This is a genomic window from Kribbella sp. NBC_00482, from assembly GCF_036013725.1.
Lineage (GTDB): Bacteria > Actinomycetota > Actinomycetes > Propionibacteriales > Kribbellaceae > Kribbella.
In genome coordinates, this window is record NZ_CP107881.1 from 2074360 (window position 1) to 2098717 (window position 24358).

The 24358-nt window shown below is 68.6% G+C and carries 28 protein-coding genes; 9 read left to right on the top strand and 19 right to left on the bottom strand.

From position 1 onward, the window contains the following. The first annotated feature begins 11 nt into the window (after positions 1-11). Positions 12-1334, top strand: a complete 1323-nt coding sequence (locus OHB24_RS10460) for an MATE family efflux transporter (protein WP_327638770.1) — start codon at positions 12-14, stop codon at positions 1332-1334. A gap of 41 nt (positions 1335-1375) precedes the next feature. After that, the gene (locus tag OHB24_RS10465) at positions 1376-2125 is read left to right on the top strand and encodes a hypothetical protein (RefSeq protein WP_327638771.1); all 750 of its coding nucleotides are present in this window, start codon (positions 1376-1378) and stop codon (positions 2123-2125) included. Here OHB24_RS10465 and OHB24_RS10470 read toward each other — a convergent pair. From OHB24_RS10470 to OHB24_RS10515, 10 genes are all read right to left on the bottom strand, one after another. Beyond that, entirely contained in the window at positions 2122-2466 is a 345-nt protein-coding gene (locus OHB24_RS10470; RefSeq protein ID WP_327638772.1) for a YrdB family protein, read from the bottom strand. The two genes, OHB24_RS10465 and OHB24_RS10470, sit on opposite strands and share 4 nt — an antisense overlap. Before the next feature lie 8 nt (positions 2467-2474). After that, positions 2475-2852: a DUF4913 domain-containing protein gene (locus OHB24_RS10475; RefSeq protein WP_130386388.1), complete on the bottom strand. Its 378-nt coding sequence runs from the start codon at positions 2850-2852 to the stop codon at positions 2475-2477. After that, on the bottom strand, positions 2842-4677 hold the full coding sequence (locus tag OHB24_RS10480) for a type IV secretory system conjugative DNA transfer family protein (protein WP_131336525.1): 1836 nt from the start codon (positions 4675-4677) through the stop codon (positions 2842-2844). The genes OHB24_RS10475 and OHB24_RS10480 overlap by 11 nt, the downstream gene beginning before the upstream one ends. Positions 4678-4683: 6 nt before the next feature. After that, complete coding sequence (locus OHB24_RS10485) at positions 4684-6279, bottom strand: ATP/GTP-binding protein (protein ID WP_238154896.1); 1596 nt, start codon at positions 6277-6279, stop codon at positions 4684-4686. Positions 6280-6313: 34 nt separating this feature from the next. Continuing rightward, entirely contained in the window at positions 6314-7822 is a 1509-nt protein-coding gene (locus OHB24_RS10490; protein WP_327638773.1) for an SCO6880 family protein, read from the bottom strand. Continuing rightward, on the bottom strand, positions 7809-9416 hold the full coding sequence (locus OHB24_RS10495) for a hypothetical protein (protein ID WP_327638774.1): 1608 nt from the start codon (positions 9414-9416) through the stop codon (positions 7809-7811). Before OHB24_RS10495 ends, OHB24_RS10490 begins: the two co-directional genes overlap by 14 nt. A 1-nt stretch (position 9417) precedes the next feature. Further along, positions 9418-10281 (bottom strand): hypothetical protein, encoded by an 864-nt coding sequence (locus tag OHB24_RS10500; protein WP_327638775.1) that lies wholly within the window; start codon positions 10279-10281, stop codon positions 9418-9420. Then, a complete protein-coding gene (locus OHB24_RS10505; protein ID WP_327638776.1) occupies positions 10278-11144 on the bottom strand; it encodes a hypothetical protein in 867 nt (288 codons plus the stop codon). The genes OHB24_RS10500 and OHB24_RS10505 overlap by 4 nt, the downstream gene beginning before the upstream one ends. 38 nt (positions 11145-11182) lie before the next feature. Further along, positions 11183-11389, bottom strand: coding sequence for a hypothetical protein (locus tag OHB24_RS10510; RefSeq protein ID WP_327638777.1), 207 nt, complete (start codon positions 11387-11389; stop codon positions 11183-11185). Between the two features lie 83 nt (positions 11390-11472). Continuing rightward, positions 11473-12096, bottom strand: coding sequence for a DUF6668 family protein (locus tag OHB24_RS10515; protein WP_327638778.1), 624 nt, complete (start codon positions 12094-12096; stop codon positions 11473-11475). A gap of 250 nt (positions 12097-12346) precedes the next feature. On the opposite strand from OHB24_RS10515, the gene OHB24_RS10520 reads away from it, so the two are divergent. Continuing rightward, complete coding sequence (locus OHB24_RS10520; protein WP_327638779.1) at positions 12347-13765, top strand: hypothetical protein; 1419 nt, start codon at positions 12347-12349, stop codon at positions 13763-13765. Next, positions 13762-13953: a hypothetical protein gene (locus tag OHB24_RS10525; RefSeq protein ID WP_327638780.1), complete on the top strand. Its 192-nt coding sequence runs from the start codon at positions 13762-13764 to the stop codon at positions 13951-13953. The genes OHB24_RS10520 and OHB24_RS10525 overlap by 4 nt, the downstream gene beginning before the upstream one ends. Before the next feature lie 72 nt (positions 13954-14025). On the opposite strand, the gene rplI is transcribed toward OHB24_RS10525, so the two are convergent. The 5 genes from rplI to OHB24_RS10550 form a co-directional block, all read right to left on the bottom strand. Then, on the bottom strand, positions 14026-14472 hold the full coding sequence (gene rplI, locus OHB24_RS10530) for a 50S ribosomal protein L9 (protein WP_327638781.1): 447 nt from the start codon (positions 14470-14472) through the stop codon (positions 14026-14028). 14 nt (positions 14473-14486) lie between these two features. Beyond that, entirely contained in the window at positions 14487-14720 is a 234-nt protein-coding gene (gene rpsR, locus OHB24_RS10535) for a 30S ribosomal protein S18 (RefSeq protein ID WP_012924539.1), read from the bottom strand. A gap of 72 nt (positions 14721-14792) precedes the next feature. After that, positions 14793-15404 (bottom strand): single-stranded DNA-binding protein, encoded by a 612-nt coding sequence (locus OHB24_RS10540; RefSeq protein WP_327638782.1) that lies wholly within the window; start codon positions 15402-15404, stop codon positions 14793-14795. A gap of 64 nt (positions 15405-15468) precedes the next feature. Next, positions 15469-15759: a 30S ribosomal protein S6 gene (gene rpsF, locus OHB24_RS10545; protein WP_130386399.1), complete on the bottom strand. Its 291-nt coding sequence runs from the start codon at positions 15757-15759 to the stop codon at positions 15469-15471. Between the two features lie 153 nt (positions 15760-15912). After that, positions 15913-17040, bottom strand: a complete 1128-nt coding sequence (locus OHB24_RS10550; RefSeq protein WP_327638783.1) for an MFS transporter — start codon at positions 17038-17040, stop codon at positions 15913-15915. Positions 17041-17134: 94 nt separating this feature from the next. On the opposite strand from OHB24_RS10550, the gene OHB24_RS10555 reads away from it, so the two are divergent. Together OHB24_RS10555 and OHB24_RS10560 are read left to right on the top strand one after the other, a co-directional pair. Beyond that, a complete protein-coding gene (locus OHB24_RS10555) occupies positions 17135-17644 on the top strand; it encodes an Lrp/AsnC family transcriptional regulator (protein ID WP_327638784.1) in 510 nt (169 codons plus the stop codon). 42 nt (positions 17645-17686) lie between these two features. Next, the gene (locus OHB24_RS10560) at positions 17687-18490 is read left to right on the top strand and encodes a deoxyribonuclease IV (protein WP_327638785.1); all 804 of its coding nucleotides are present in this window, start codon (positions 17687-17689) and stop codon (positions 18488-18490) included. Here the strand turns inward: OHB24_RS10560 and OHB24_RS10565 are convergent. Continuing rightward, positions 18483-19076 carry a hypothetical protein gene (locus tag OHB24_RS10565; protein WP_327638786.1) on the bottom strand — a complete coding sequence of 198 codons (594 nt, stop codon included), beginning with the start codon at positions 19074-19076 and terminating at the stop codon, positions 18483-18485. The genes OHB24_RS10560 and OHB24_RS10565 overlap by 8 nt on opposite strands. A gap of 28 nt (positions 19077-19104) precedes the next feature. On the opposite strand from OHB24_RS10565, the gene OHB24_RS10570 reads away from it, so the two are divergent. Continuing rightward, positions 19105-19638 (top strand): NUDIX hydrolase, encoded by a 534-nt coding sequence (locus OHB24_RS10570; RefSeq protein WP_327638787.1) that lies wholly within the window; start codon positions 19105-19107, stop codon positions 19636-19638. On the opposite strand, the gene OHB24_RS10575 is transcribed toward OHB24_RS10570, so the two are convergent. The 3 genes from OHB24_RS10575 to OHB24_RS10585 are packed head-to-tail and all read right to left on the bottom strand — an operon-like array spanning position 19607 to position 22123. Beyond that, positions 19607-20815 (bottom strand): MFS transporter, encoded by a 1209-nt coding sequence (locus OHB24_RS10575; protein WP_327638788.1) that lies wholly within the window; start codon positions 20813-20815, stop codon positions 19607-19609. The two genes, OHB24_RS10570 and OHB24_RS10575, sit on opposite strands and share 32 nt — an antisense overlap. A gap of 31 nt (positions 20816-20846) precedes the next feature. Beyond that, a complete protein-coding gene (locus tag OHB24_RS10580) occupies positions 20847-21560 on the bottom strand; it encodes an SDR family NAD(P)-dependent oxidoreductase (RefSeq protein WP_327638789.1) in 714 nt (237 codons plus the stop codon). Continuing rightward, positions 21557-22123: a TetR/AcrR family transcriptional regulator gene (locus tag OHB24_RS10585; RefSeq protein ID WP_327638790.1), complete on the bottom strand. Its 567-nt coding sequence runs from the start codon at positions 22121-22123 to the stop codon at positions 21557-21559. Before OHB24_RS10585 ends, OHB24_RS10580 begins: the two co-directional genes overlap by 4 nt. A 121-nt stretch (positions 22124-22244) precedes the next feature. Between OHB24_RS10585 and OHB24_RS10590 the strand changes: the two genes are divergently transcribed. Further along, positions 22245-23168, top strand: a complete 924-nt coding sequence (locus tag OHB24_RS10590) for an SDR family NAD(P)-dependent oxidoreductase (protein ID WP_327638791.1) — start codon at positions 22245-22247, stop codon at positions 23166-23168. Between the two features lie 54 nt (positions 23169-23222). Beyond that, entirely contained in the window at positions 23223-24353 is a 1131-nt protein-coding gene (locus OHB24_RS10595) for a lipid II:glycine glycyltransferase FemX (RefSeq protein WP_327638792.1), read from the top strand. Positions 24354-24358 lie beyond the last annotated feature (5 nt).

The window sequence follows — 24358 nt, forward strand, 5'->3', positions numbered from 1 at the left end:
ACCTCGCTCCGGTGAGAGGTCGACGATGGGTGGGCGAACAGGACCGGGAGATCCTCCGGCTGGCCGTGCCGGCGTTCTTCGCCCTGGTGTCCGAGCCGCTGATGCTGCTCGCGGACTCTGCGATCGTCGGTCACCTGGGCACACCGCAGCTCGCCGCGCTCGGCGTCGCCGGGACCATCCTGCAGACCCTCGTCGGCATCTGCGTCTTCCTCGCGTACGGCACCACGTCCGCGGTCGCGCGCCGGATCGGCGCCGGCGACCACAAGGGCGCGCTGGCCCAGGGCATCGACGGACTCTGGCTGGCGTTGCTCCTGGGCGTCGTACTCGCACTCCTCGGGCTGGCGCTCGCGCCGCAGGCCATCGCAGCGTTCGACCCATCGCCGGAGGTAGCCGACCACGCAGTGACGTACCTGCGGATCTCCTGCTTCGGCATCCCGTCGATGCTGCTCCTGCTCGCCGCCACCGGCGTACTGCGGGGTCTGCAGGACACGAAGACCCCGATGGTCGTCGCGATCAGCGCCAACCTGGCCAACATCGGGCTGAACGTCCTGCTGGTGTACGGACTCCACCTGGACATCGCGGGCTCCGCTCTGGGTACGGCGCTCGCGCAGACCGGCGCCGGCGTCGCGCTGGTCGTGGTGGTGGTCCGTGGCGCCCGCCGCGACGGCGCCAAGCTCCGCCCCGATCGCCCCGGGATCCTCGCGTCCGCGCAGATGGGCGTCCCGCTCGTCGTCCGCACGCTGACGCTTCGCGCGGCGATCATCCTGCTCACGTTCGTCGCCACAGCCCTGGGTACGACGTCCGTCGCGGCCCACCAGGTCGCTTTCACGCTCTGGTCGTTCCTCGCGCTCGCCCTGGACGCCATCGCGATCGCCGCGCAGGCGCTCACCGGCCGTGCGCTGGGCGCCGGCGACGTCGCGGGGACCCGCGCGATCACCCGCCGGATGATGTGGTGGGGCCTGTTCTCCGGGCTGATCGGCGGCCTCGCGCTCTGGGGCCTGCGCGACGTCTACGTCCCGTGGTTCACCAGCGACCCCGAGGTACGTCGTACGCTCGCCGCCATCCTGATCGTGTCCGCGCTGTGGCAGCCGATCAACGGGGTCGTGTTCGTGCTGGACGGTGTACTGATCGGCGCCGGGGACGGACGGTACCTCGCAGCCGCCGGAATCGTCGCGCTCGTGCTGTACGTCCCCCTGGCGCTGGCGGTGCTCTGGCTCGGCGGCGGGATCGTGGCGCTGTGGTGGGCGTTCGGCGGGTACATGCTGCTGCGATTCCTCACGCTCACCACGCGTGAGCGCCGCGACACCTGGCTGGTCACCGGGGCTACTCGCTGACCCTGCGGTGCGGCATCGTGGAGCAGAGGGAAAGGAGCGGCATGCCCGACACCGACGACGACCAGTCCGTCGAGCTCGTACCCGATCAGCGGGAGCAGGGCGACGACGACACCGAGGCCGCGAGTGAGCGGCGGGCCGCCAAGGCACGTTCAGAGGCCGGCAAGCATCCGACCCACGACCTGGCGGAGGAAGACGCCGAGCGCCGGGAAGAGGCGGACGAACAGGCCCGGGACGACGAAGCGGACGCGGAGGCGCGCGCGGAACAGATCGACGAGCGCGCTGCCAAGGAGGAGCAGGAGCTCGCGGAGCGACGCAGCCGCGAGGAGGTGCTCGACGCCACCGCGGAGACCACTCGGGCGTTCCAGCTTGCGTACGCCGACGAAGAGGCCCGCGACCGGTACCGGTCGTACGCCACGAACGACGTACAGCGGGGTATCAGCGACCGGGCCCACGGCCGGCACGAACTGGACGAGGCGGCAGCACACCGCGACGAGGTCGGATCCGCCGGGCTGGTCGCGGAAGGCCGCCGGTACCAGAACGCTGCCACCATCGAGGAACGCAAGGCCGTCAGCGACGACACCATCTCCCGGGAGTACGACGCGTCCGCGCGGGAGCACCGCCGCGAGGCGCAGCCGAACCCGAGCGAGGCCGTCCGCAAGGCACCGGAGGAGGCGCCGGAGGCCCAGCTCCCCCAGGCGCGCCGCCACGTCCGCGGTCCCGGCCGGGTCCGGAACAAGCAGGGCAAGGTCGTGAAGCCGAACCGGTCGAGCGAGCCGGACCTGGAGATCTAGGGCTGCAGTTTCTGCGTGTGGATGATCAGCAGGTTAGCTGCGACCACCACGACGAACCCCATGGCGAGCAGCGGGTGCCCCAGGCTCCACAGGGCGGCACCCGCCAGGCCGAACACGAGGACCTTCACGGTCCATCGCCGGACCGGCGTACCGCGAGGCGCGGTCGGTGCCGCGAACTGTCCCCACACCACCGCGGTCGCCAGCGGCAGCAGGACCACCAGCACCCAGCGGTCGAATGTCGAGCCGCCGGCACTCCAGCCCCACCACGCGAAGATGCCTAGGGCAACCAGCTCGGCGAGGAACGCCAGCAGCAGGTTGCCCCCCACCCAAAATCGGGACACCGCCACATCTAGATCCCGCGGATGTTGGGCTGCCGCTGGTCGAAGAACAGGCCGGCCGGTGGCTCCTGCACCGGGAGCGGCGGGATCGGGTAGTCGGTGTGCTGGTTGTTCCGGCAGGCCGCGAACGGGCCGTCCGGGTCCAGCAGCGACATCATGTGCGGGTCCGCATGGTCACGCCACCAGACCGACATACCGGTGGCCGGGTCCAGTCGCAGGTGCTCCCAAGCGCGCCAGATCGAGTCCAGGCGGCTCAGCGCCTCCGCGTGCCGGTACCACTCGGGGCACCAGATGAACTGCTGCCCGAGCCGGCGCGTGTAGAGGTAGATGAGCCGGTCTTCCACGAACGCCGCGACGTGCGGGTAGAACAGCTCCTGCTCACCATCCACCGCGGTTGTCTCCCTCGTTCTGCTCCCAGACCGGTCGCTCCGGACCACGCTGCGGAGGTGCCTGGGTGCTGGAAGCCACCCACGGGTTGTTGCTCACCGGAACGTTCGCAGCCGCTCCCGGATCGTACTTCGCCAGCGACGCCTTCACCGCACCGGCGTCCGGCCGGGTGAACCACGGGACCGTCTTCACCAGCGTGGCCGGGATCCCGGACGGGAACACGACCGCGCGACCGGGCGGCATCGAGGCGAGGTCGGAGACCTCCATGATGTTGTGCCGCTGGACCTGCTGGCTGGTGCCCCGCTTGCCCTCGTTGTACGACACCGAGCTCGAGCTGATGTCGTAGTCGCCGATCATCTTGCTCAGGTTCTCGAGGAAGGACGAGTCGGCGGCGCCACCGCCGTACACCCGGATGTTGGCCGCGCCCCAGAGCTTCTGCATGCCGTGGTCGCCCCAGCACTCCTGACCCTGCGCCCAGGACTGCAGGATCGTCATCAGCACGATGCCGCGGGAACCGAAGTGCGAGTACAGGTCGGGCAGGTTCTTCCACCGGCACACGTTGGCGGCCTCGTCGAGTACGCCGACCAGCGGGCTGGGCATCCGGCCCATCGGGCAACCGCGGGCGAACTGCTCCGCCGCTTCCACGACGGCGACCGTCAGCGCGGTGACCAACGGGCCCGCCGTACCGGCGCCTTCCTTGGACAGGCTGTACAGCGTGCCGCCCTGGCGGACGAACTCGTGCGGGTTGAACTGCGGCCGGTTGTCGTTCGGGCCGTTCGGGATGACCCAGCGGGTCACCTTGCGGTTGACCAGGAACTGGGCACTCTGCTGGGCCGTGCCGTAGACACCGGCGCGCTGCTTGTCCGGCGCGTTGATGACGCCGGACAGGGCGTCCGCGGACAACTGCAGACCGGGGGTGTTGCGCAGGATCCGCTCCGGCTCGTCGTTGCGCTGGTCGGCCAGCCAGCTGTAGACCTGGGTGATCGGGCGCTTGGCGACCGCGGCCGCGAGCAGCAGGCCGGCCAGCAGGTCCGTACCGGCGGCGTCGAAGAACGCGTCGGTCTGGGCACCCACCTGGCGCTGCGAGGCGACGAAGTGCTCCGCCAGCTCACGCGCCTTGGTCTCGTCGGTGATGTAGGTCAGCGGGTTCCACCACCAGTTCGGCGGCTCCTCGCAGACCTCCTGCGGGTCGAACACCCACAGCGGGCCCTTCTCCGAACGCGGCCCGCGGGTCGCGTCGACGATGTCCCGCTTGTTCGAGGTGGCGACGACACAGCCGGGTGCGTCCAGGATCGCCGGCACCGCGCGCGACGTGGTCTTACCGGTTCGGGGACCCCAGATGTCGACGTGCATGTCTTCCCAGTTGCCGAAGACCTCGAGGTTGTCCCGGACGGTCCGGCCGATCAGGATGCCCGGACCCGCGTGCCCGGCGCCGAGCTGGTTCGCCTTCTCCTGCGCGCCTTCGCGGGTGAGCTTGTAGATCTCGGACCGCTTCGACATCAGCTGCGCCTGCCGGTCGACCCGGCCGATCGAGCGCTCCCGGTTCCGGAAGAACATCCACCCGCCGCCGACCAGGCCGAGCAGCACCACGATCTCGACGACCAGGATGCCGGTGGCCGCGCCGGACCACTCCAGATTCCCCTTCGACAGGTCGACGATCGCGTCGAACGGGTTCCCGGGCGTCCGCGAGCCGTTGATCGCGGACGCGACCTTCAGCGCGCCCCACATCGAGAAGACCACCAGCGCGACCGCGCCGACGATCACGAAGATCAGGACGGCCTCGGGTGAGATCGCACCCGGGCCGGTGCTTTTCTTGCCCTGCGCCATGCTTCGTCAGCTCCCCACGCGCGTGGTCGGATCGGGCGGCGGCAGCAGCATCGGGTCGTCCAGGCTGTACTCACCGACGACCTGCTCGGTGCCGTCCGGTGCGACCTCGACCTTCTGCGGCTTCCCGTCGTTGCCGGTCGTCCACAGCTTGTTGGTGTCGTTGATCTCGCGTTCGACGGAGGTGAGTCCGACGTGCACCGGGATGCCCGGCCGGCCGCCGACCTTGACCAGGAAGTTGCCTCGGCCGGGAGGAGCGGCTTCCTTGCCGGTGGCCGGGTCCCACGCGGGCGGGTCCTGCCAGCCGACGAGCATGTTCTGCTCCTCCATGGACATCGACACGACCTCGGTCAGGTTGTCCATCTCGGCGCGCGGCAGGCCGCCGCAGATGACCATGCCGGAACGCTCGACGAAACCCTTCGCCTTCATCCGGTCCTCGGGGTTCGGCAGCGCGAGCAGGTCGGACATGGTGTGCGAGATCATCGCCATGCCGACACCGCGCTGCCGGTTCAGACGGGTCAGCGCGTCGACGCGGTCGACCAGACCGCTCCCGGCCCGCAGCACCCGCCACAGCTCGTCGAGGATGACGAAGTAGTGCCGCCGCGGCTCCAGTCCGGCGTCCGCGAGCGCCTGCGAGACCGCGACCGCGCCGAACCCGTACGACCAGCAGGCCAGCAGTACGGCGGCCTGCAGGCTGGTCTCGGAGTCGTCGACGTTGGACACGTCGAACACCACCGGACGGTCCATCTGGATCGGGTTGTCGGTCTGCTCGGAGAAGATCTCGCCGAGCCGGCCACCGCCGACCAGACCGATCAGCGACGCCTCCAGGCCCTCGGTGATCTGCCGGTAGCGGTCCAGGCTGCCGCGGTCCAGGGCCACGTTGCGGACCCGGTCCGGGGCGTCCTGCACGACCTGCAGCAGGTCACGGAGTACCGGCGTACCTTGGAACCGCTCGTCGAGGACCTTGAGCGCCTCGTCGAGGATGGTCTCCTCGCGGTCGTTCGGGTTCTGGTTACGCATGATCGCGATGAGCGCCGAGACCATCGTCTGCCGACGGCCGTGGGCGTCCGCCTGGATCGCCTCGCGGGCCTTGCCGGTCAACCGGAGCGCGGCCTCCCGGGACTCGCCCGGGTCGAGCACGTTCAGGTGGCCACGACCACGGCCGAGCTGGATGACCTGCCCGCCGAGTGCCTCGATCAGGTCCTTGTAGTCCGGCTTGAGGTCACCGAGAACCAGCGGCATCACGCCGTACCCGGCCAGGCCGAGCGCCATCCGCCGGGTGATCGTCGACTTGCCCAGACCCGGCTTGCCGAGGACGAACATCGACGGGTTCGAGATCAGCTTGGCCCGCATGAACCAGCTGATCGGGTCGCAGCACATGGTCGCGCCGGAGAGGATGTTCCGGCCGATCGGTACGCCGACCATCGGGCTGCCGGTACCGGCCGCGAACGGCCACATTCCGCAGACCTGCACCGTCGTACCGCGCCACTCCTGCGGAGCCTGCAGGTACGTCGAATAGCCGCCGCCCGGGCCGGGCCAGCCACGCGGCATCGGCCGCCTGCCGCGACGGGACGGATCGACCGGCTTCTTCTGCTTTTTGCTCACTGTGACTCCCCAGGTGCCACTGTGCTTTGGTCAATCATAGGGATTCCCGCAGTCCTGCCGGTACCGAAAGGTGGTTCTGCACCACGATGCCGAGCGGCAGCGCCGCGACGAACGCGGAATCCTGGGAGCCGAACGCCGGCCGCAGCAGAACTCGCGCGGTGGCGCCGAGGTTGTCGATCGCGGCGATCATGTCCGGGATCTGCTCGGCGCTCATCACCGTGCCGGTGACGACCATGCCGAAGTTCACCAGGCCGGCGCCGCGCGCCTCCTCCTGCGCGGACCGGTCGGCGGCCCGTGCCTCGGCCAGGTTGCGTGCGGACGGCCGCGCGGACGCGGTGGCGCGGAACGACGCGTTGCGCTTGTCGGCCTCCACCATGCGCGCCGCCGTACCGGCGTCGAGCGGGCGGTAGAGCAGTGTCACGCGCTTGCGGTCGATGTCGGCGTGCGGCGCGACCAGCTGCGACAGCACCGACGAGAACACCTCACCACGCGGCGCCTGCGACATCTGCCAGGTCACGGACCAGGCGGAGTCGTGGCGGTACTTGTCCCAGAACGCCTGGGTGGCGGCCGGGCCGACGTCGGTCCACTGCAGCTCGGGCGGCATGCCCTGGCCGCGGGCCTCGTCGATGAGCATGGCGGACGCCGGGTCGTACGCGATCCGGATCGCCTCGCACAGCTCCTGTGCACTCACGGGCCGGGCAGCGCCGGCGCCGGTCGCGTTCAGGCTCTGGGTCAGCGCGGGCAGCCGGGCCGCGAGCTCGCGACCCATGTCGTCTTCCTTGCGCCGCTTGCCACTCCGGTCGGTGCCCTTGAAGGTCAGCGCGACCCGGGCCGAGACCAGCGCCGAGCCCTCGGGGTAGCTCTGCACGACCTCGGTCAGCATCGCGCGGGCGATCGCCGGCGTCCCGTCCATCATGTTGTTGCCGACCTCGCGGCGCAGCCGGATGCCGGTGTCCGGTGCGCTCTCCACCGTCACCGACGCGGCGACGATGCCGGGCTCGTGCCCGAGCGAGGCGAGCCACTGGCCCCAGTGCGCCACCCAGATGTCCACCTGCTCCTCGTCGACGAGCGAGGCGCCGTCGGGCTCGGCGTTGATGACGACCGTGAAGTGCCGGGTGCTCGGGTAGTACAGGAGCGCGAACGGGCGCCCGTACGAGTCCTGGTACTCGCTCAGCTGTGAGGCTGCGGCGAGGCCGGGAAGCTGGAACTTGCCCCAGGCGGTCCGGCCGAGCGGGCCGGAGCGGTAAACGTTGTGCTTAGCCATCTTTGCTCGTTGCCATCCAATGTGGGTCGAGAGCCGTTGCAGCGTGGAATGCCCGTGCTTGTCCTTCGTGATCAGCAGCCCGAGCGCCGCGCCCACCATCAGCAGGCTGACCAGCGCGGCCCTGATGCCGCCCACCATCGTTGCGATGACGACCAGCAGCAGGCCACCCATCATGATGCCGGTGCCGAGCATGCCCAGGCCGGCGATGCCCGCTGACGCGGGCCTCCGCCAGTTGCCGTAGGTGCGAGGTGCGCGTCGTACGTTCTCAGCCGCTGCCACTTGGTCCGTCCGGTGGTGGTGGTGGTGGTTGGTTGCCCTGGTCGTCGTTGCTGTAGTCGCGGCCGCGGTCTCGCTCGCGGCTCAGGTCGCCGCCACCGCCGCTGCCGCTGGGGCCGCCGCCGTCGTCGCCTCCGCCCCCGCCGCCGCTGCTTTGGGCGCCCTGGTCCATCTCGTCGTTGCCCATTGTCTCGGACGCGGCCATCTGGCCGACGGCCTTCGTGGCATCCACGCCGGCCTTGACCGCGACCACCGCGACGGCGGCGGGTCCAGCGGCAGCCGCGGCACCGCCGGCCGCACCACCAGCCGCACCACCAGCAGCGCCACCGCCGGCAGCACCGCCCGCCGCGCCGCCTCCCGCAGCACCGCCTGCAGCCGCGCCTTCGCCGCCGGCCGCCGCGCCTTCAGCGCCACCGGCGCCGCCGCTCGGGGCCTGCTGCGACGCCCTCCCGACGTTCTGTGCACCGCTGGGGCCGTCACCCCCGCCGCCACCGCCACCGCCGTCAGACCCTTGTTCGGCGCCCTTGCTGACCATGTCACCGGCCTTGTCGGCCCCGACCATTTTGGCCGCGATCATGCCGGCACCAGCTCCTCCGGCGGTCGCCCCGACCATCGGCACGATGAAGCGCATCAGCGCCGGCATCGCGAACAGCGCGAGCACCAGCATCGTGAGACCGGTGACGACGTTCATCACCAGGCTGCCGATGTTCTCCGGGTCGGTGATGTCGAAGTGCAGGTCGCCGTTGTTCGAGACCAGCCGGATCGCCGTCGCGTAGATGATCGCCGCCACCGGTTTGTACAGGATGAAGGCGAGCAGCCAGGAGATGATGCGTTTGAACCAGTTCCGGCCCATCTCGGTGTTCGTCGCGGCGGCCGCGATCGGCAGGACGCCGATCAGCAGGATCAGCATGGCGCTGCGGACGACCATCAGCACGATCTGGATCAGGCTGGCGAGCACGCAGAGGATGCCGACCGCGATCATGATGCCGATCAGCAGCGGTGAACCGGCGAGGGCGGCGACCGCGCCGAAGCCGAGCACCGTCGCCATCGTCGTGCCGAACGCTGTCGCGTCGCCCGATCCGATCTCCTGACAGCCGCTGACCCAACTGCCGTTGCTCGAATTCGAATCCAGTGCGGTGCTGATGATGCAGCTCGAGAACATGTCGCCGGCGGAGATCAGCGCCTGCGCGACGGCGATCGAGAACGCCGCGGCAACGGCGAGCGTGATCAGCGAGCGAAGCATCTCGCGGGCCGACTCGCCGCGCTGGGTCCAAGCCATTTGGAGCGCGCCGACGATCAGCCCGATGGCGGCGATGAAGAGGGCGATGAACTGCGTGTGGTCCCAGACCCAGCTGATCGTGTCGCTGGCCGGTTTGCCGCTGGTGTTCGGATCGCCCTCGTTCCCGATCGGGATGGTCGGCACATAGACCCAAAAAGTGGCGATCGTGCTCATGAGCGTCCCGACCGCCGAGGCGATCGCATCAAGGATCGGCTTGAACACGAACCTCATCACCACTTCCATGATGGGGGCGAGGACGACCCCGAGAATGTCTTTCATCAGGTCGATCGCCCAGTCGAGGACGGAGAGCGGCATCATGTCAGGACGTCCTTGGTGAGACGAAACGAAGAATGGCCGGCAGCGCGACCACTGCCACGAGCATCAGCGTCACGCCCATGATGACGTTGAGGATGGCCGACCCGTCGTCGCCTTCCGCACCCATGAGGCTGATCGCGGTGGCATAGATGATCGCCGCGACCGGTTTATAGATGATGAACGACGCGAGCCAGGCGAGCGCGCGCTTGAACCACGTCATCCCCATCTCGGTGTTGGTCGCCGCCGCGGTCAGCGGAAGCATGCCGACCAGCAGCACGAGCATCGCGTAACGGACGATCATCAGCGCCAGCTGGATGATGGCCGTGATCACCATCAGGATGCCGACGAAGATCACCAGCAACCACCCGAACGGTTCGTCCAGCACGTCGAGCAGGTTCTTCGCGTAGTTGTGGTCGTCCTTCTTCAGCGCCTCGTCGATGATCCATTTCGAGAACCCGTCCGCGGCCGTGATCAGCGTGCTCGCGAAGACCGCCGCGGACCCCGTCACCACGACCAGGGTGATCAACGATTTGAGGATGTCGCGGGCCGCCTCACCACGCTGCGAGATCGCCATCTGGACCGCACCGACGATGACCGCGATCGCGGCGATGAACAGCGTGATGAACTGGATGTGTCCCTGCACCCACAGCGCGGGCGTGTTCTCCGAGATGTTCGGGGTGGGGATGTAGACCCAGAGCAGGCCGACGGCCTTCAGGACCGAGTCGACGGCATCGATGACGACCTTGGCGATCGCCTCGAAGATGAAGTCGAAGAACGTGCCGAAGGCCCACTCGATCGCGGCCTGCAGGCCGTCCTTGAAGCAGTCGTCCCAGTCCCAGGGCCACCCGGAGCATCCGAGGACAATCATGATGAACCACTGAACCTAACGTAGCCGCTGAGACTGGACAGGATGTCCGGCTCGACCGAGCCGTTGAGCGTGCCGTCCTCCTGCAGTTCCACGTACCAGTCGCTCTTGTACCAGCGCAGGGTGACCGGCATCGCGCCGAACGCCTTGTTGTTCAGATCGGCGACGACCTGGACGAGCGCCCGGGTCGCGTTCGGCTGATAGTCGAGCACCTTGAAGGCGGCGAACTGAACCTCGCCGTTGGCCGTCTTCGGTGTCTTCGCGGCCTGCCGGGACGCAGCGATCGCCGCGTCGCGGCCCGGGCCGGGCACCACCCGGCTCTGCAGTGCGGCCACGCCGACAGCTTGGTTCTGGAGCTGGCCGAGCAGGACCATCGCCGCGAGCACCGCGCCGGTCGGCGAGTGCGCGAAGCAGGAACGTACGCCGTTCGCGCTGGTCGACGCCGGGCCTGCGGCCGCCTGGAGCGGGATCAGCATCGCGCCCTCGAACTGCCAGGTGACCGCGGTGGGTGCGGCGATCCGCGGGATCGCCTGGTTCGGGTTCTTGTCGTGGCAGCCGCCGGTGTGACTGTTCGGCGGTGGCGGCGGCGTCCGGGTGGAAGTCGGCCGTACGGTCGGCGTCGCCACGGGAGGCTCGGTCGACTCTTCTTCGGTGGGCTGTCCGGTAGGAGCGCTCGTGCTCGGTGTCTGGCTGGGGTTGGCCGTCGGATTGTCCGAACGACCACCCAGCATGAACCAGACCACCAGGCAGATCAGCACTGCTCCGACGACGATCGCCGACGCGATGAAGCCACGCTCCTCGAGGAAGCTGGTCTTCGCGCCGTCGGAATCGCCGTCGGAGTCCGTGTCCCTGCTGAACAGTCCCACCTACGATCAGCCTCCGAGCAACTGTCCGTGCGCCCGCGTCACTTCAGGGCGTCGACGAGGGCGGTCGCCGCGCCGATGACGATGCAGGCCGCCAGGACCCAACCGAGCCGGGCGGCGTGCTCGCCACCCTCGCCGCGACGCTGACCGATGGCCATCATGCCGCCGGCGATGATGATGCCGAGGGCACAGATCAGGTACGCGATCCACTTGACCCAGCCGAGAACCTTGTTCAGGCCCTTCGTCACCTCTACAGGAGGCGCCTCAAGGGGCAGCGAGTTCGGGAGCTCGGTAACCAGGTGGTGAAGCAACATCATTGTCTTGGTGCCTTTCAGTACGGGGCGGGGTAGTCCGCTGGGTTTGACGCGCGAAGTGCGTAGATGGATTCAAGAACTTCGAAAACCTCGTCTGGCGTGTTGTCAGGCGTGGGAGCCTCCCCTCTGCGCCACTCCTCGATCCACGGGATGTCCCAGACTCTCGGTACACCTCCGCCGACGATGTCCGCGAAGTCGTCGAGCACGCGGGGCAGCCGGCCAGGAGCGTCCGCGATCAGCACCAGGCCGAGCACGGCGACACCCTGGACGACACCCGAGGCCCACTCGATCGCGGCTCGCTGCGCGGCGCGCAGACCGGACCCATGGGTCCGGGCAACCAGGATCACCGGCGTCGGCACCGGCGGCGGCGGAATCGGCCAACGGTGGTTGGACGCCCGCGTCCCCGGCAGCAGGACCGACATCGTGGTCTCGCCGGAGCCGCCGTGGACACCGACCCACCACAGGGTGTCGGCAGCCGGAATCGCGAACTTGGGCAGGCGCTGATCCTCCGCGGGCGCCGGCACCCCGTGCTGGGGCGCGGACGGCCCCCGCGGGGTGATGTCCGGCTGAGGTCCGGGGCCCGGCGACGGCTGTTGCTGCGGGCCCGGAGACTGCTCTCGTGTCCACGGGTTCTGCGTCATGGCCCCTCCTCTCGCGGTCCGTCACAGGCTGTTGCCCACCGTATTCTCTCGCTTTCCGGGTGTACTTGCGTGACCCATCCACAGGCGAGGATGTTTCTACCCCCTTGTCGGGGTCAGTCGAGCCGACCGGCCCGCGTGGTATTCGCATGCCCGGAATCCCCCGGCATGCCCTCCTGCGGGGGACATGCTAGAACGAGCACGGTGGAACCGGATGAACGAGGGAGACCTGTGGCGGGAATGAGAGGACATCGTGGCTGAGAAGATCCCCTCCTGGCCGAAGGTCACGATCCGGCTGTACGACGACCACAACGCCGAGGTGAAGATCGCCGGGCGCAGTCACCCGGTCAACCACCACGATCCGCGAGCAGCGGCGATCCAGCTCGTCAGCGAGCAGGCCGCCCAGCTGGGCCGCGCGGTGAAGGCGACGGCGGTCGAGGCAGACGGTGCCTCCTGGCCGCTGGTCATCCACCCGGACGGCCAGGTCGACGCGATCGACACCGATCCCCGCAAGGGCAAGAAGCCGATCTGGCCGATCGTGCTCGCGATGGCCGTGGCCGTCGTCCTGATCGCCGGTACGACGCTGTACATCACCGTCTTCAGCAAGCTCGGCGAAGGCACGCCGCAGGTGACCGAGTCGCCCAAGCTGCCCGAGCTCCCCGGACCGAACGTGCACCCGGACGAGTTCGCCCCCAAGACCCAGCCGATCGGCTACTCGACGCATGCGGGCTGGACGGTCGACATCGCCGAGGACAGCACACCGACGATCAAGCCGGACGGCACCGAGGTCGCGATCCTCACGACCGACGAGAAGGTCGCCGTGTTCGATGCCAACGGCAAGGTGTTGTGGCAGGACAAGGTGCCGAAAGACGCCGAGAACCCGGTCTATACCACTATCGACGGCAAGCAGGTACTGGCGATCGCGACGCCGGACACCCTGTACTACTGGGCGGGCGGCGGCGCCGAGGCGAAGACGATCGAACTGCCGGACAGCGCCAAGGTGCAGTTCTTCGGCAAGTCGCCGCTGGTCCTGCTGGGTGACGAGTCCGGGGCGATGGTGATCTCGGGCGGCGAGCTCAAGACGGCGCCCGATCAGCCGCGGAGCTCCACGATCCTGCTCGCCGAAGGCGACCGCACACTGATGGCGCAGTACCTCGGCCCGCTCTACTGGACGCAGCCGGGCAAGAAGATCGTCACTGTGAATCTGCAGCCGCCAGGTGGCGCGGGCCAGCTCATCCAGGTGGTCTCGGCGAGCCCGGACTACGTCCAGGCCCTCTGGACCAACGCCAAGAACCCGGCGGAGGAGTCGATCCCGTCGGTGCACTCGACCGCGAGCGGCAAGATGGTCGCGAGCTGCGGAAAGGTACGCAACGGCGACACCGACGGCTGGGACTGGGTCCCCGACCCGAACCGCAAGTTCGCCGCCTGGGGCGAGTGCCTCGTCAACCTCACCCTCACCAAGGACAACACCAAGCGGCTCACGGGCTTCCAGCCCTTGTCGGTCAGCGGATCGATGCTCTACGGCACGATCAGCAGCAAGCTGTACGCCGTGTCGCCGAACTGGAACACCTACCCGATGAACGAGGGCACCACGCGGCCGTGGGGTGTTGTCGGCAAGCGCGCTGTCATCGTGTACAACTCCGTTCTCTACGCATTGGATCCGGCGAAATGAACCGTCGAATGCGCCGCGCGGCGCGGGTCATGACCGCACTGGTTGCCGTCGGCATCCTGCTGGCGCCCTCCCAGGCGCTCGCCGACACTGTCGAGCCGGAGCCGGTCGACTGGCCCAAGGTCACGCCATCCAGTGGACAGGTGGTCGAGCCGCAGCCTGTCGACTGGCCGAAGCCGACCAAGACCTGAGAGCGATTCCGGCAACGACAAGGCCCGCGCCCCCCGACCGGGGAACGCGGGCCTTGAACGTTCAGGCAGAAATCAGCCGGCTGCGACCTCGAGGCGGACCGTGGCGGCCACCTCCGGGTGCAGCTGGACGGCAACCTGGTGCTTGCCGGTGGTCTTGATCGGCGATGCGATCGCGATCGCGCGCTTCTCGACCAGCGGGCCGCCCGCGGACTTGATCGCCGTGGCGATGTCGGCCGGGGTGACAGAGCCGAACAGGCGGCCGGTGTCGCCGGCCTTGACGGCCAGGGTGACGGAGAGCTGCTCGAGCTGGTTCTTGACCTCGCTCGCGTGCTCCTTACCCGAGATCGCCCGGGCGTCACGCGCCCGCTTGATCGTCTGGATCTGCTTCTCGGCGCCGCGGGTCCAGCCGATGGCCAGGCCGCGCGGGACAAGGTAGTTACGGCCGTAGCCGTCCTTCACCTCGACGATGTCGCCGGGAGCCCCGAGGCCCTCGACCTCCTGAGACAGGATGAGCTTCATGGTCCGCGCCTCCCTCAGCGAGCGGTGCTCGTGTACGGCAGCAGGGCCACCTCACGAGCGTTCTTGATAGCGGTCGCGACATCGCGCTGGTGCTGCACGCAGTTCCCGGTCACCCGGCGGGCGCGGATCTTGCCGCGGTCCGAGATGAACTTGCGCAGCAGCGCGGTGTCCTTGTAATCGACGTACGTCGCCTTGTCCTTGCAGAAGCCGCAGACCTTCTTCTTCGGCTTCCGAATGATCTTGGCCATTGTGGTGCTCTCTTCCTACTTCCAGAGCCCGGCACGGATGCCGGAATGGTCACTAACGGAATTGCGGGCCGATCAGAACGGGGGCTCCTCCGTCGAGCCGCCGCCCTGGCTGGCCCAGGGGTCGTTCTGCGAGGCGGCCTGGCCGCCACCGCCTTGTCCTGCACCTTGCGGGGTCGCCCAGGGGTCGTTCTGCGGGGCGCCACCCTGGCCGCCGCCGTAGTTACCGCCCTGGTTGTTGCCGCCCTGGCCGCCGCCACCCTGGTAGCCACCGCCACCCTGGTTGCCGCCGCCACCGCCACCGAAACCGCCACCGTCGGAACGCGACGTCTTCGAGATCTTCAGCGTCGCGTACCGCATGCTGGCGCCGATCTCTTCGACATCGCACTCGAACACGGTGCGCTTGTTCCCGTCGCGGTCGTCGTAGCTGCGCGCCTTCAGGCGCCCGTGCACGACGACCCGGGAACCGCGGGTCAGCGACTCCGCGACGTTCTCGGCGACCTGCCGCCACACGGCACACGAGATGAAGAGGGTCTCCCCGTCTTTCCACTCGTTGCTCTGCCGGTCCAGCGTCCGCGGAGTAGAGGCGATCGTGAAGTTCGCGACCGCGGCCCCGGACGGCGTGAACCGCAGCTCCGGATCACCTGTCAGGTTTCCGATCAGAGTGATGGGTGGTTCACCGGCCATGACAACTTCCTCCTGTACTGCAGACGATGGGTGGTGTGACGCCAGACCACCTGACGCCCGAGGTTCAGTGCTGGTCCGGCCGGATGACCTTGGTGCGCAGGATCGACTCGTTCAGCGTGAGCTGACGGTCGAGCTCCTTCACGACCGCCGGCTCGGCGGTCAGGTCGACGACGGCATAAATGCCTTCGGACTTCTTCTTGACGTCGTAGGCGAGCTTGCGCCGACCCCAGATGTCGAGCTTCTCGACCGTTCCACCTTCCTTGCGGACGATGTTCAGGTACTGGTCGATCGACGGCTCCACGGTGCGCTCATCGAGCTCCGGGTCGAGGATCACCATGACTTCATAACGACGCATGCGCGAACTCCACCTCCTTCGGACTTGGCGGCCACGGTCTCTCCGTGGCAGGAGGGCGATGCGGACTGCTCCACGCCGGCACTTGCCGCCGACGCCAAGCAACGAGCCCGGTCGATGGACCGGGCCACATCAAAGAGAGTACCAGCGTTCGGACTACCGACTGACCATATCCACAGGCCTGTTCCGGCTACTCCGCGTCACCAGGACGAGCAACGGTACGACGAGAATGACGGAGACGACCGCCAGGATCGGGAACCCTCCGAGCGTGAACAGCCACGGTGAGGAGGCGGTGGCGAGTGCGGCCACGGCCCAGATCGACGACTCTACGCGGCTCTCCAGCTCGGCCGATCCCAGTTGGGCGCTGCCGCCGAGGTAGCAGAGATTCCACGCGTAGCCGAGAAGGAACAGCGCCGGTGTGAAGACCAGCCCGCTCCGGGTGACCAGTACGGCGGACACGAGCAGCCCGACCAGTCCAGCGAGCATCACCGCACGCGGCCCGAAGCGGTCGATGGACCAACCGGTCAACGGAGACAGCGCGAACATCCCCAGGGTGTGGACAGACAGCATCACCCCGAGCAGTCCCAGCCCGTCGTGGTGCTGGTGGGTGTGCACAGGGACAGCTGTCATGACAGACACCATCACCAGGTGCCCCACGATCATCACCCCGGCCGCCAGCAGCACAGGTCGGCCGCCGGACGCCTGACGGACCTGTGGCGCGTCGTCCGAGCTGGTACGCCGGATGTACGTCGACGCGACCAGTGCGGCGAAGACCGCGGCTAGAGCAAGCAGGAACGGACCTGCGATCGCCGGCAGCCCGAACCCGGAGGCGAACGACTGCGACGGCGCCATGAAGAACGGTCCGCCCGCTGCACCGAGTGTGCTGGCCCAGACCACGGTGCTCATCGCACGTGCACGACGAGCAAGCGGTACGGCGTCTGCAGCGGCGTACCGCGAGAGCAGGCTCGCTGCGTTGCCCACACCGAGCAGGAACATGCCGACGAAGAGCAGTGCGACTGGTGCGCCGACAGCACCGAGGACTGTGAACGCTCCGCCGGCGACGCCGACGCCGTACCCGGTCCGGAGTGCTTGTGCGCGTCCGAACCGGGCTGTCCAACGGCCGACCGCCATGGCGCCGGCAGCCGTGCCCAGGACACCTGCGGTGTTGGGGAGCCCGGCCAGCGCCGGACCGAGGTCGTCGGCGATCAGGATGGCGCTGACCGCGCTGGCGGCGACCATCGCAGCGTTCATCAGGGCGGCGGCGAGAACGACGGGAATCAGCATGCCAACAACGCTAGGAAGGCTGATCGCCCGGAAGAATGCCCGAAACAAGGCGTCTGCCCTTGTGGACCGTCGATATCGAAGGTGTTCTGGACAGATGACCTTTCAGGAGCGCGAACTGGACTCCACCGACTGGCAGATCCTGTCCGCACTGCAGTCCGACGGCCGGCTGTCGTTCAACCAGCTCGGGAAGCGGGTCAACCTCTCGCCGCCCGCAGTGGCGGATCGGGTACGGCGCCTTGAGGAGGCCGGTGTGATCACCGGCTACCGCGCCGAGGTGGACCCGTCGAAGGCGGGCCAGCCGCTGTCCGCGTTCGTCCAGATGCGCTGTACGACGGGCCGCTGCCTGCTCAAGACCACCCGCGCCGAGGACTTCCCCGAGGTCCTGGAGATCCACAAACTGAGCGGCAACTCCTGCTCGATGCTCCGCGTCCGCGTCACGTCGATGCGCCATCTCGAGGGCCTCTTCGAACGCCTCGGCGAACACGGCGAGATGAACACTCACATCGTCCTGTCCACAGAATTCGAAGGCCGGCCCGTCCAGCCCCCACCCCCTGACCACCGCAAGATCACCCGCTCCGCCGGCTGGTCCACCGCAACGGATTGAGCTGCTGAGGAATTTGTCCGTGGGCGGTTCTAGGGTGTGGGTATGACTGTGAAGCTTGGTGCGCATGTGGACCAGGAGGACCCGTTGGCCGAGGCGGCCGATCGGGGGGCTGATCTGGTGCAGTTCTTCCTGGGGAATCCGCAGGACTACAAGGCGCCCAAGCTTGCGTATGCGGACGGCGAGGAGGCGCTGAAGGAGCGGGCGGCGGCCGCGGGCGTCGACCTCTACGTGCACGCGCCGTACCGGCTGAACGTGGCGAACACGAACAACCGGATCCGGATCCCGAGCCGCAAGCTGTTGCAGCAGACGCTGGACAAGGCGGCGGAGATCGACGTCAAGGGCGTGATCGTGCACGGCGGACACGTCGGCGACGAGGACGACCCGGAGGCCGGGTTCGACAACTGGCGCAAGTGCATCGAGCGCGCCGAGCTGCCGGTGCCGCTGCTGATCGAGAACACGGCCGGCGGTGAGAACGCGATGGCCCGGCAGCTGGAACGGATCGCGCGGCTCTGGGAGGCGGTCCAAGCCTCCGGCAACGACCGGCTGGAGAACGTCGGATTCTGCCTGGACACGTGCCACTTCCACGCGGCCGGCGAGGAGCTGCCGTCGATCGTGGAGCGGGTGCTGGCGATCACCGGACGGATCGACCTGGTGCATGCGAACGGGTCCCGCGACGAGTTCGGCTCCGGCGCGGACCGGCACAGCAACTTCGAGGACGGGCACATCGACCCGGCCGACATCGTCGCGGTCGTGCAGACCGCCGGCGCCCCGGTCGTCGTCGAGACCCCGAACGCCGACAACGGCCAGAAGGCCGACCTCGACTACCTGCGGGCGCACCTCACGTAGTCGGTTCCTTCGTCGCTTCCTTCGTCAGGCCGTGCAGCCAGTAGGTCACGGCCCACGGGAGCAGGATCGCGAGCGCGGCGCTGTTGTTGGTCGGTACGAGCAGGCCGCAGATCACGACGATCACGACGACGAGGCTGCTGACCTGGAACAGGTCCGCGGGGCCGACGATCTTGGTTCGCAGCGTGATGCGGTTCAGCGCGCAGGCGCCGTACGCCGCGATGAGTGCGAGCAGGCCCAGGATCGCCACTACCGCGCCGAGCCAGGCGAGGGCGTTGTAGCCGCCGTCGGCCTGAAGCATGCCGGACAGCAGGAAGACGGCGACCAGGACGGTCAGCCAGGCGCTGGTCCACAGCAGGCGGTCGAGCGCGCTCCGGGCCTTCTCGGGATCCGGCTTCGGCTCGGCCTCCTCCTCGTCCCCAGCCTCTTCGTCACCCTCGTCCTCGTCCGCAGCTACCTTCTCGGCCGCGGGCTCTGCGACCGCCTCCGGCTTCGTGACCGCCTCGACCCGTGCGGCCGCCTCGGTTTCTGCGACCGGCTCGGAGTTGCCGGTCGCGGCGGGCTTGGGGTCGGGGTCGGGGTGCACCATGGCAGCGACGGTAGCGCAGAATGAGGTTATGCAGACCTGGGCGGAGCGGTTCCCCGACCTGTTCGCACCGGGCTACTGGGAGTGGGGCGACCTCGATGTCCGGTACACCGTCGAGAAGCCGCCGGACGAGCTGATCAGCAACGTCCACGTCGTCGGCCGGACCACCGGCGGAATCGTTGTCTGCACCAACGATCTCGGCTGGCGTTTCCTGCCCGGCGGAACCCGTGAACCGGGCGAGACGATCGAGGAGATCGTCCACCGCGAGCTACTCGAAGAGGCCGGCGCCCGCCTGACCGGTCCGCTCACCTGGCTGGGCGCGCACCGAGCCGACCACCGCCGCCCCGGACCGTACCGCCCACACCTCCCGCACCCGGTCTCGTACTGGGCGAACTACGTCGCGGACGTCGTCATCGAGCAGGAGCCGACAAACCCCGAGGACGGCGAACAGGTCACCGAGGTGCTCGTGCTCCCACCGAACGACGCTGCCGCCTACCTCGATGAGCAGCCCGACGGCGTCATGGGCCCGATCGTCAGACTGGCTCAGGCAATGCAGCTGGTCTAGCCGCTCGCCAAGGCAGCAGTACGGCGCTCAGCGTGCAGCAGATGCCTGCGACCCACAGCGCCCCGCGCATCCCGACCACCGTCGCGAGCACGCCGCCGAGTGCCATGAACGCAGGCTGCACGCACCGCGAGCTGATCGACCACGACCCCACGACCCGCGACATGAACCCGTCCTCGGTCACTTCCATGCGGTACGTCGCGAACGACGGGTTGAACGCACCTGCTGCCACCAGCAACCCCGTCTCCGCCACCGTCAGCAGCACGAATCCGCCCCACCCGTGCGGCGCCAGCGGGAAGAGCAGCAGCCACGGCGCCCGCAGTACGCCGAACACCACCAGCATCCACTGCAGTCCGAACCGCCGGGTGAGCCGCGGCGCCATCCGCGCGCCGATCACTCCGCCGATGCAGGAGACGCCGAGCATCACTCCGTAGCTCCACGCCGACAGCCCGAGGTCCCGCAGCATGAAGACCGCCAGCAACGGCGACGTCATCATCACCGGCCCGCCGAACAGCTGCGAGTTCCAGAACAGGATGCGCAGCCCGCGGTGCCGCAGGATGTACCGCCACCCTGCCGTGATGTCGCGCTTACCCTCCCGCTTCACCGGCTCCGGCTCGGGCTGCTGGATCCGCCGGATACCGAGCGCCGATCCGAGGAACGAGACCGCGTCGACCGCCAGCGTGACGGTCGCACCGACCAGGCTGACCAGCACACCGCCGACCGCCGGACCGATGCTCAGCGAGACCCAGTTCGTCTGCTCGAACCGGCTGTTCGCCTCGGCCCGTCCCTCGGCCGGCACGAGCACCTTCAGATGCGCGCCACTCGCCGACTGGAACGCGATCGTCCCGGCCGCCTGAAGCACCCCCGCGATACACAGGTGCGTATAGGTCAGTACGCCGAACGCCGCCGCGATCGGCACCGAGACCAGACCGGCGAACCGCACCAGGTCGGACGCGATCATCACCGGTCGCTTCCGCCGCTGCTCGATGAAGTCACCCATCGGCAACGCGAGCGCCGCGCCGGCCACCGCGGACAACGCGGCGAGCATCGAGACCTGGAAGGTGCTGGAGTCCAAGGCGATGACGGCAACCAACGGCAGCGCGCCGAGCCCTACCGCCGATCCGAACGCACTGACCGTGAACGCGACCCACAACCGACGGAAGTCCCGACCCAAAGACATCCCGCGATCGTAGGAGGCTGCACCGACAGAACTAGCGCAGGTTCAGGCCGCCGTCGAGCAGGATGACTTCACCGGTCAGGTAGCTGTTGTGGACAACTGCCGAGATCAGGTCGGCGACGTCGGTCGGCTGGGCGGCGCGACGCATCGGGCTCGAGGTTTTCCACAGGTCCTGGGCCTCGGTCCACGACTCGGTGAGTGGTGTGTCGACGAGACCGGGTGCGACCGCGTTGACCCGTACGTCGGGTCCGAGCGCGGCAGCCAGCAACTTCGTCACGTGATTCAGCGCGGCCTTCGAGGCGGCGTACGCGATCGAGCTTCCCTTGGGGCGGACGCCCGCATGGCTCGTCACGTTGACGATGCATCCGCCGTACTCGCGGAGCGCCGGGAGGGCCGCCGTACACAACAGCCAGGGGGCGATCAGGTTGACGTCGAGCAGCTGCCGCCAGTCGGACGCGGTCAGCCCGTCGAGGTCCGCGTGTGGGACCGGCCAGCTGATGCCTGCGTTGTTCACGAGTACGTCGAGACGCCCGTGCTCGGCCACCACCTCAGGCACCAAAGCCTGAGCGGCCGCGTCGTCGGCAAGGTCGGCCTGGTGGTACGAGCCGCCGAGCTCCGCGGCCAACGACTCTCCGGCGGACCGGCTGGATCGCGAGTGCACCGCGACGGTCATCCCGTCCGCGGCCAACCGCCGTACGGTCGCCGCTCCGATGCCGGACGCGGACCCGGTCACCAAAGCAACCTTCATGCGCGGTACCGGAGGCCGTCCATCAGCAGGTCGAGTAGGCGACCCGCCTGCTCGCGGTCGTCGGCCGCCGCACCGCCGACTCCGCCGATGCTCACCAGCATGTCCCCAGCAGAGATGTCCGACCGGATCTGGCCGGCGGCAGCGCCCGCGTCGAGCAACGGCTGCACCGCCCCGACGAGGAGCTCCAGGCTCTGCGCGTATGGGTTCGCACCGGAAGCGAAGACCGCTCGCAGTGCGTCGGCCATGCCGCGCTTGCGGGCCATGTAGTCGATGAAGCGGTCCATCCATGCCCGCAGCGCCTGGTCCGGAGGCAGTTGCTCCAGCAGCTCCACGGACGCGTCGCAGACCGCGGCCAGCTCGTTCCGGTACGCCGCCTCGATCAGCAGCTCGCGGGTCGGGAAGTGCCGGTAGAGGGTGCCGATGCCGACGCCGGCGTCCTTCGCGATCCCTTCGAGCGTCGCCTCGAGACCGCACTTCGTGAACGAGCGAGCCGCCGCGGCCACGATCAGGTCCCGGTTGCGCTGGGCGTCCGCGCGCAGCGGACGCTCGCTGATGCCGGTCATCTCCCCCACCTCCCGTGACCCCACAACTTAGCGGACTTGATAACCGGAGGTGCCTCCGCTTAACTGGGATTACCGGAGGCTCCTCCGGTTAAGCGTAGCTCGTAGAACAGGAACCGACCTGATGAGCAGGATCACCACTCCTTTCACGCATGACTCCACCGCGGCCGAGGTCGTCGCCGGCGTCGACCTGACCGGTCGCCGGGCCGTCGTCACCGGCGGCGCGTCCGGCATCGGTGTCGAGACCGCTCGCGCGCTGGCCGTGGCCGGCGCCGAGGTCACCCTCGCCGTGCGGAACACCGCGGCCGGCGAACGCGTCGCCGCCCAGATCATCGAAAGCACCGGCAACAACCACGTGTTCGTCGCGCCGATCGAACTCGCCGACCGCGCCTCGGTGCGCGCCTTCGCCGCCAACTGGGACGGCCCGCTGCACATCCTGGTGAACAACGCCGGCGTGATGGCCGAGCCGCTGAACCGCACGCCGGAAGGCTGGGAACACCAGTTCGCGACCAACCACCTCGGTCACTTCGGCCTCGCGCTCGGGCTGCACGACGCCCTCGCGGCAGCCGGCTCGGCGCGGATCGTGTCCGTCAGCTCCAGTGCGCATCACTCCTCGGACGTCGTGTTCGAGGACATTCACTTCGAGAACAGGCCGTACGAGGAGTGGGCGTCGTACGGGCAGTCCAAGACGGCCAACATCCTGTTTGCCGTCGAGGCGGCCAAGCGCTGGGCGAGTGACGGCATCGTCGCCAACGCCTTGATGCCGGGCGGGATCCGGACCGCGTTGCAGCGGCACGTGTCTGAGGACTTGCAGAGGGAGTGGGACCGCTTCGAGTGGAAGACCGTCGAGCAGGGCGCGTCGACGTCGGTCCTGCTGGCCGCCTCGCCGCTCGTCGACGGCGTCACCGGCCGCTACTTCGAGGACAACAACGAGGCGCTGCCCAGGACGGAAGGCGATCCCATGCACGGTGTCGCGGAGTACGCCCTCGATCCGGAGTCGGCCACTCGGTTGTGGGACCTGTCAGAGAAGCTGCTCGCACAGGTTTGATCAGAAACCGGCTCAGCTACGGATCACGTGGCTGGGCCGGTAACCTGACCCACCGTGAGTGACTTGAGCATTCGGACCATCTCCGCGGACGAGCACGCCGCCTACATCGCGGCTCAGCCGTCGGCGAGCTTCCTGCAGACCCCGGGGTGGGCGGCGGTGAAGAGTGAGTGGAAGGCGGAGTCACTCGGCTGGTACGAATCGGGAAATCCAGGCAACCTCGTCGGCGTCGGCCTGGTGCTGTACCGGCAGATGCCGAAGGTGAAGCGGTACCTCGCCTACCTGCCGGAAGGCCCGGTGATCGACTGGGACGCGATCGACCTCGGCAGCTACCTACGCCCGCTGGCCGCGCACCTGCAGGAGCGCGGCGCGTTCGGCATCCGGATGGGTCCGCCGGTGGCGACCCGGCGCTGGACCGCGCAGACGATCAAGGACGCCATCGCCGGCGGCCAGCAGCCGCGCCTCGGCGACGTCCGCCCGGACGTGATCGAGCCGTCCGGCGCCACTGTCGCCGACAAGCTCGGCAAGCTGGGCTGGAAACCGCCCCGGACCGCGGAGGGTTTCGCGGCGGGACAACCGCAGTACGTCTTCCAGGTGCCGCTGGCCGGCCGCACCCCGGACGACCTGCTCAAGGGCATGAACCAGCTCTGGCGGCGCAACATCAAGAAGGCCGACAAGGCCGGCGTCGAGGTGACGCAGGGCGGGACCGAAGACATCAAGGCCTTCCATCAGCTGTACGTCGAGACCGCCGAGCGCGACCACTTCACGCCGCGGCCGCTGCCGTACTTCGAGAAGATGTACGCCGCGATGGCCAACCAGCCGGCCGACTGCTGTGACTTCCGGATCTACAACGCCCATCACGAGGGCGACCTGGTCGCGTCGACGATCTGGGTCCGGGTCGGCGGTCACTCCTGGTACTCCTACGGTGCCAGCTCGACCGCCAAACGCGACGTCCGCGGATCGAACGCGATCCAGTGGCGCATGATGTCGGACGCACTCGCGGCGGGTGCGTCCGTGTACGACCTACGGGGCATCACCGACACCTTGGACCCGAACGACCCGCACGTCGGGTTGATCCAGTTCAAGACCGGGACCGGCGGCGAGGCCGTCGAGTACGTCGGTGAGTGGGATCTGCCGTTGAACAAGGCGCTCTACACCGCATTCGACCTCTACATGAGACGGCGTTGACACAC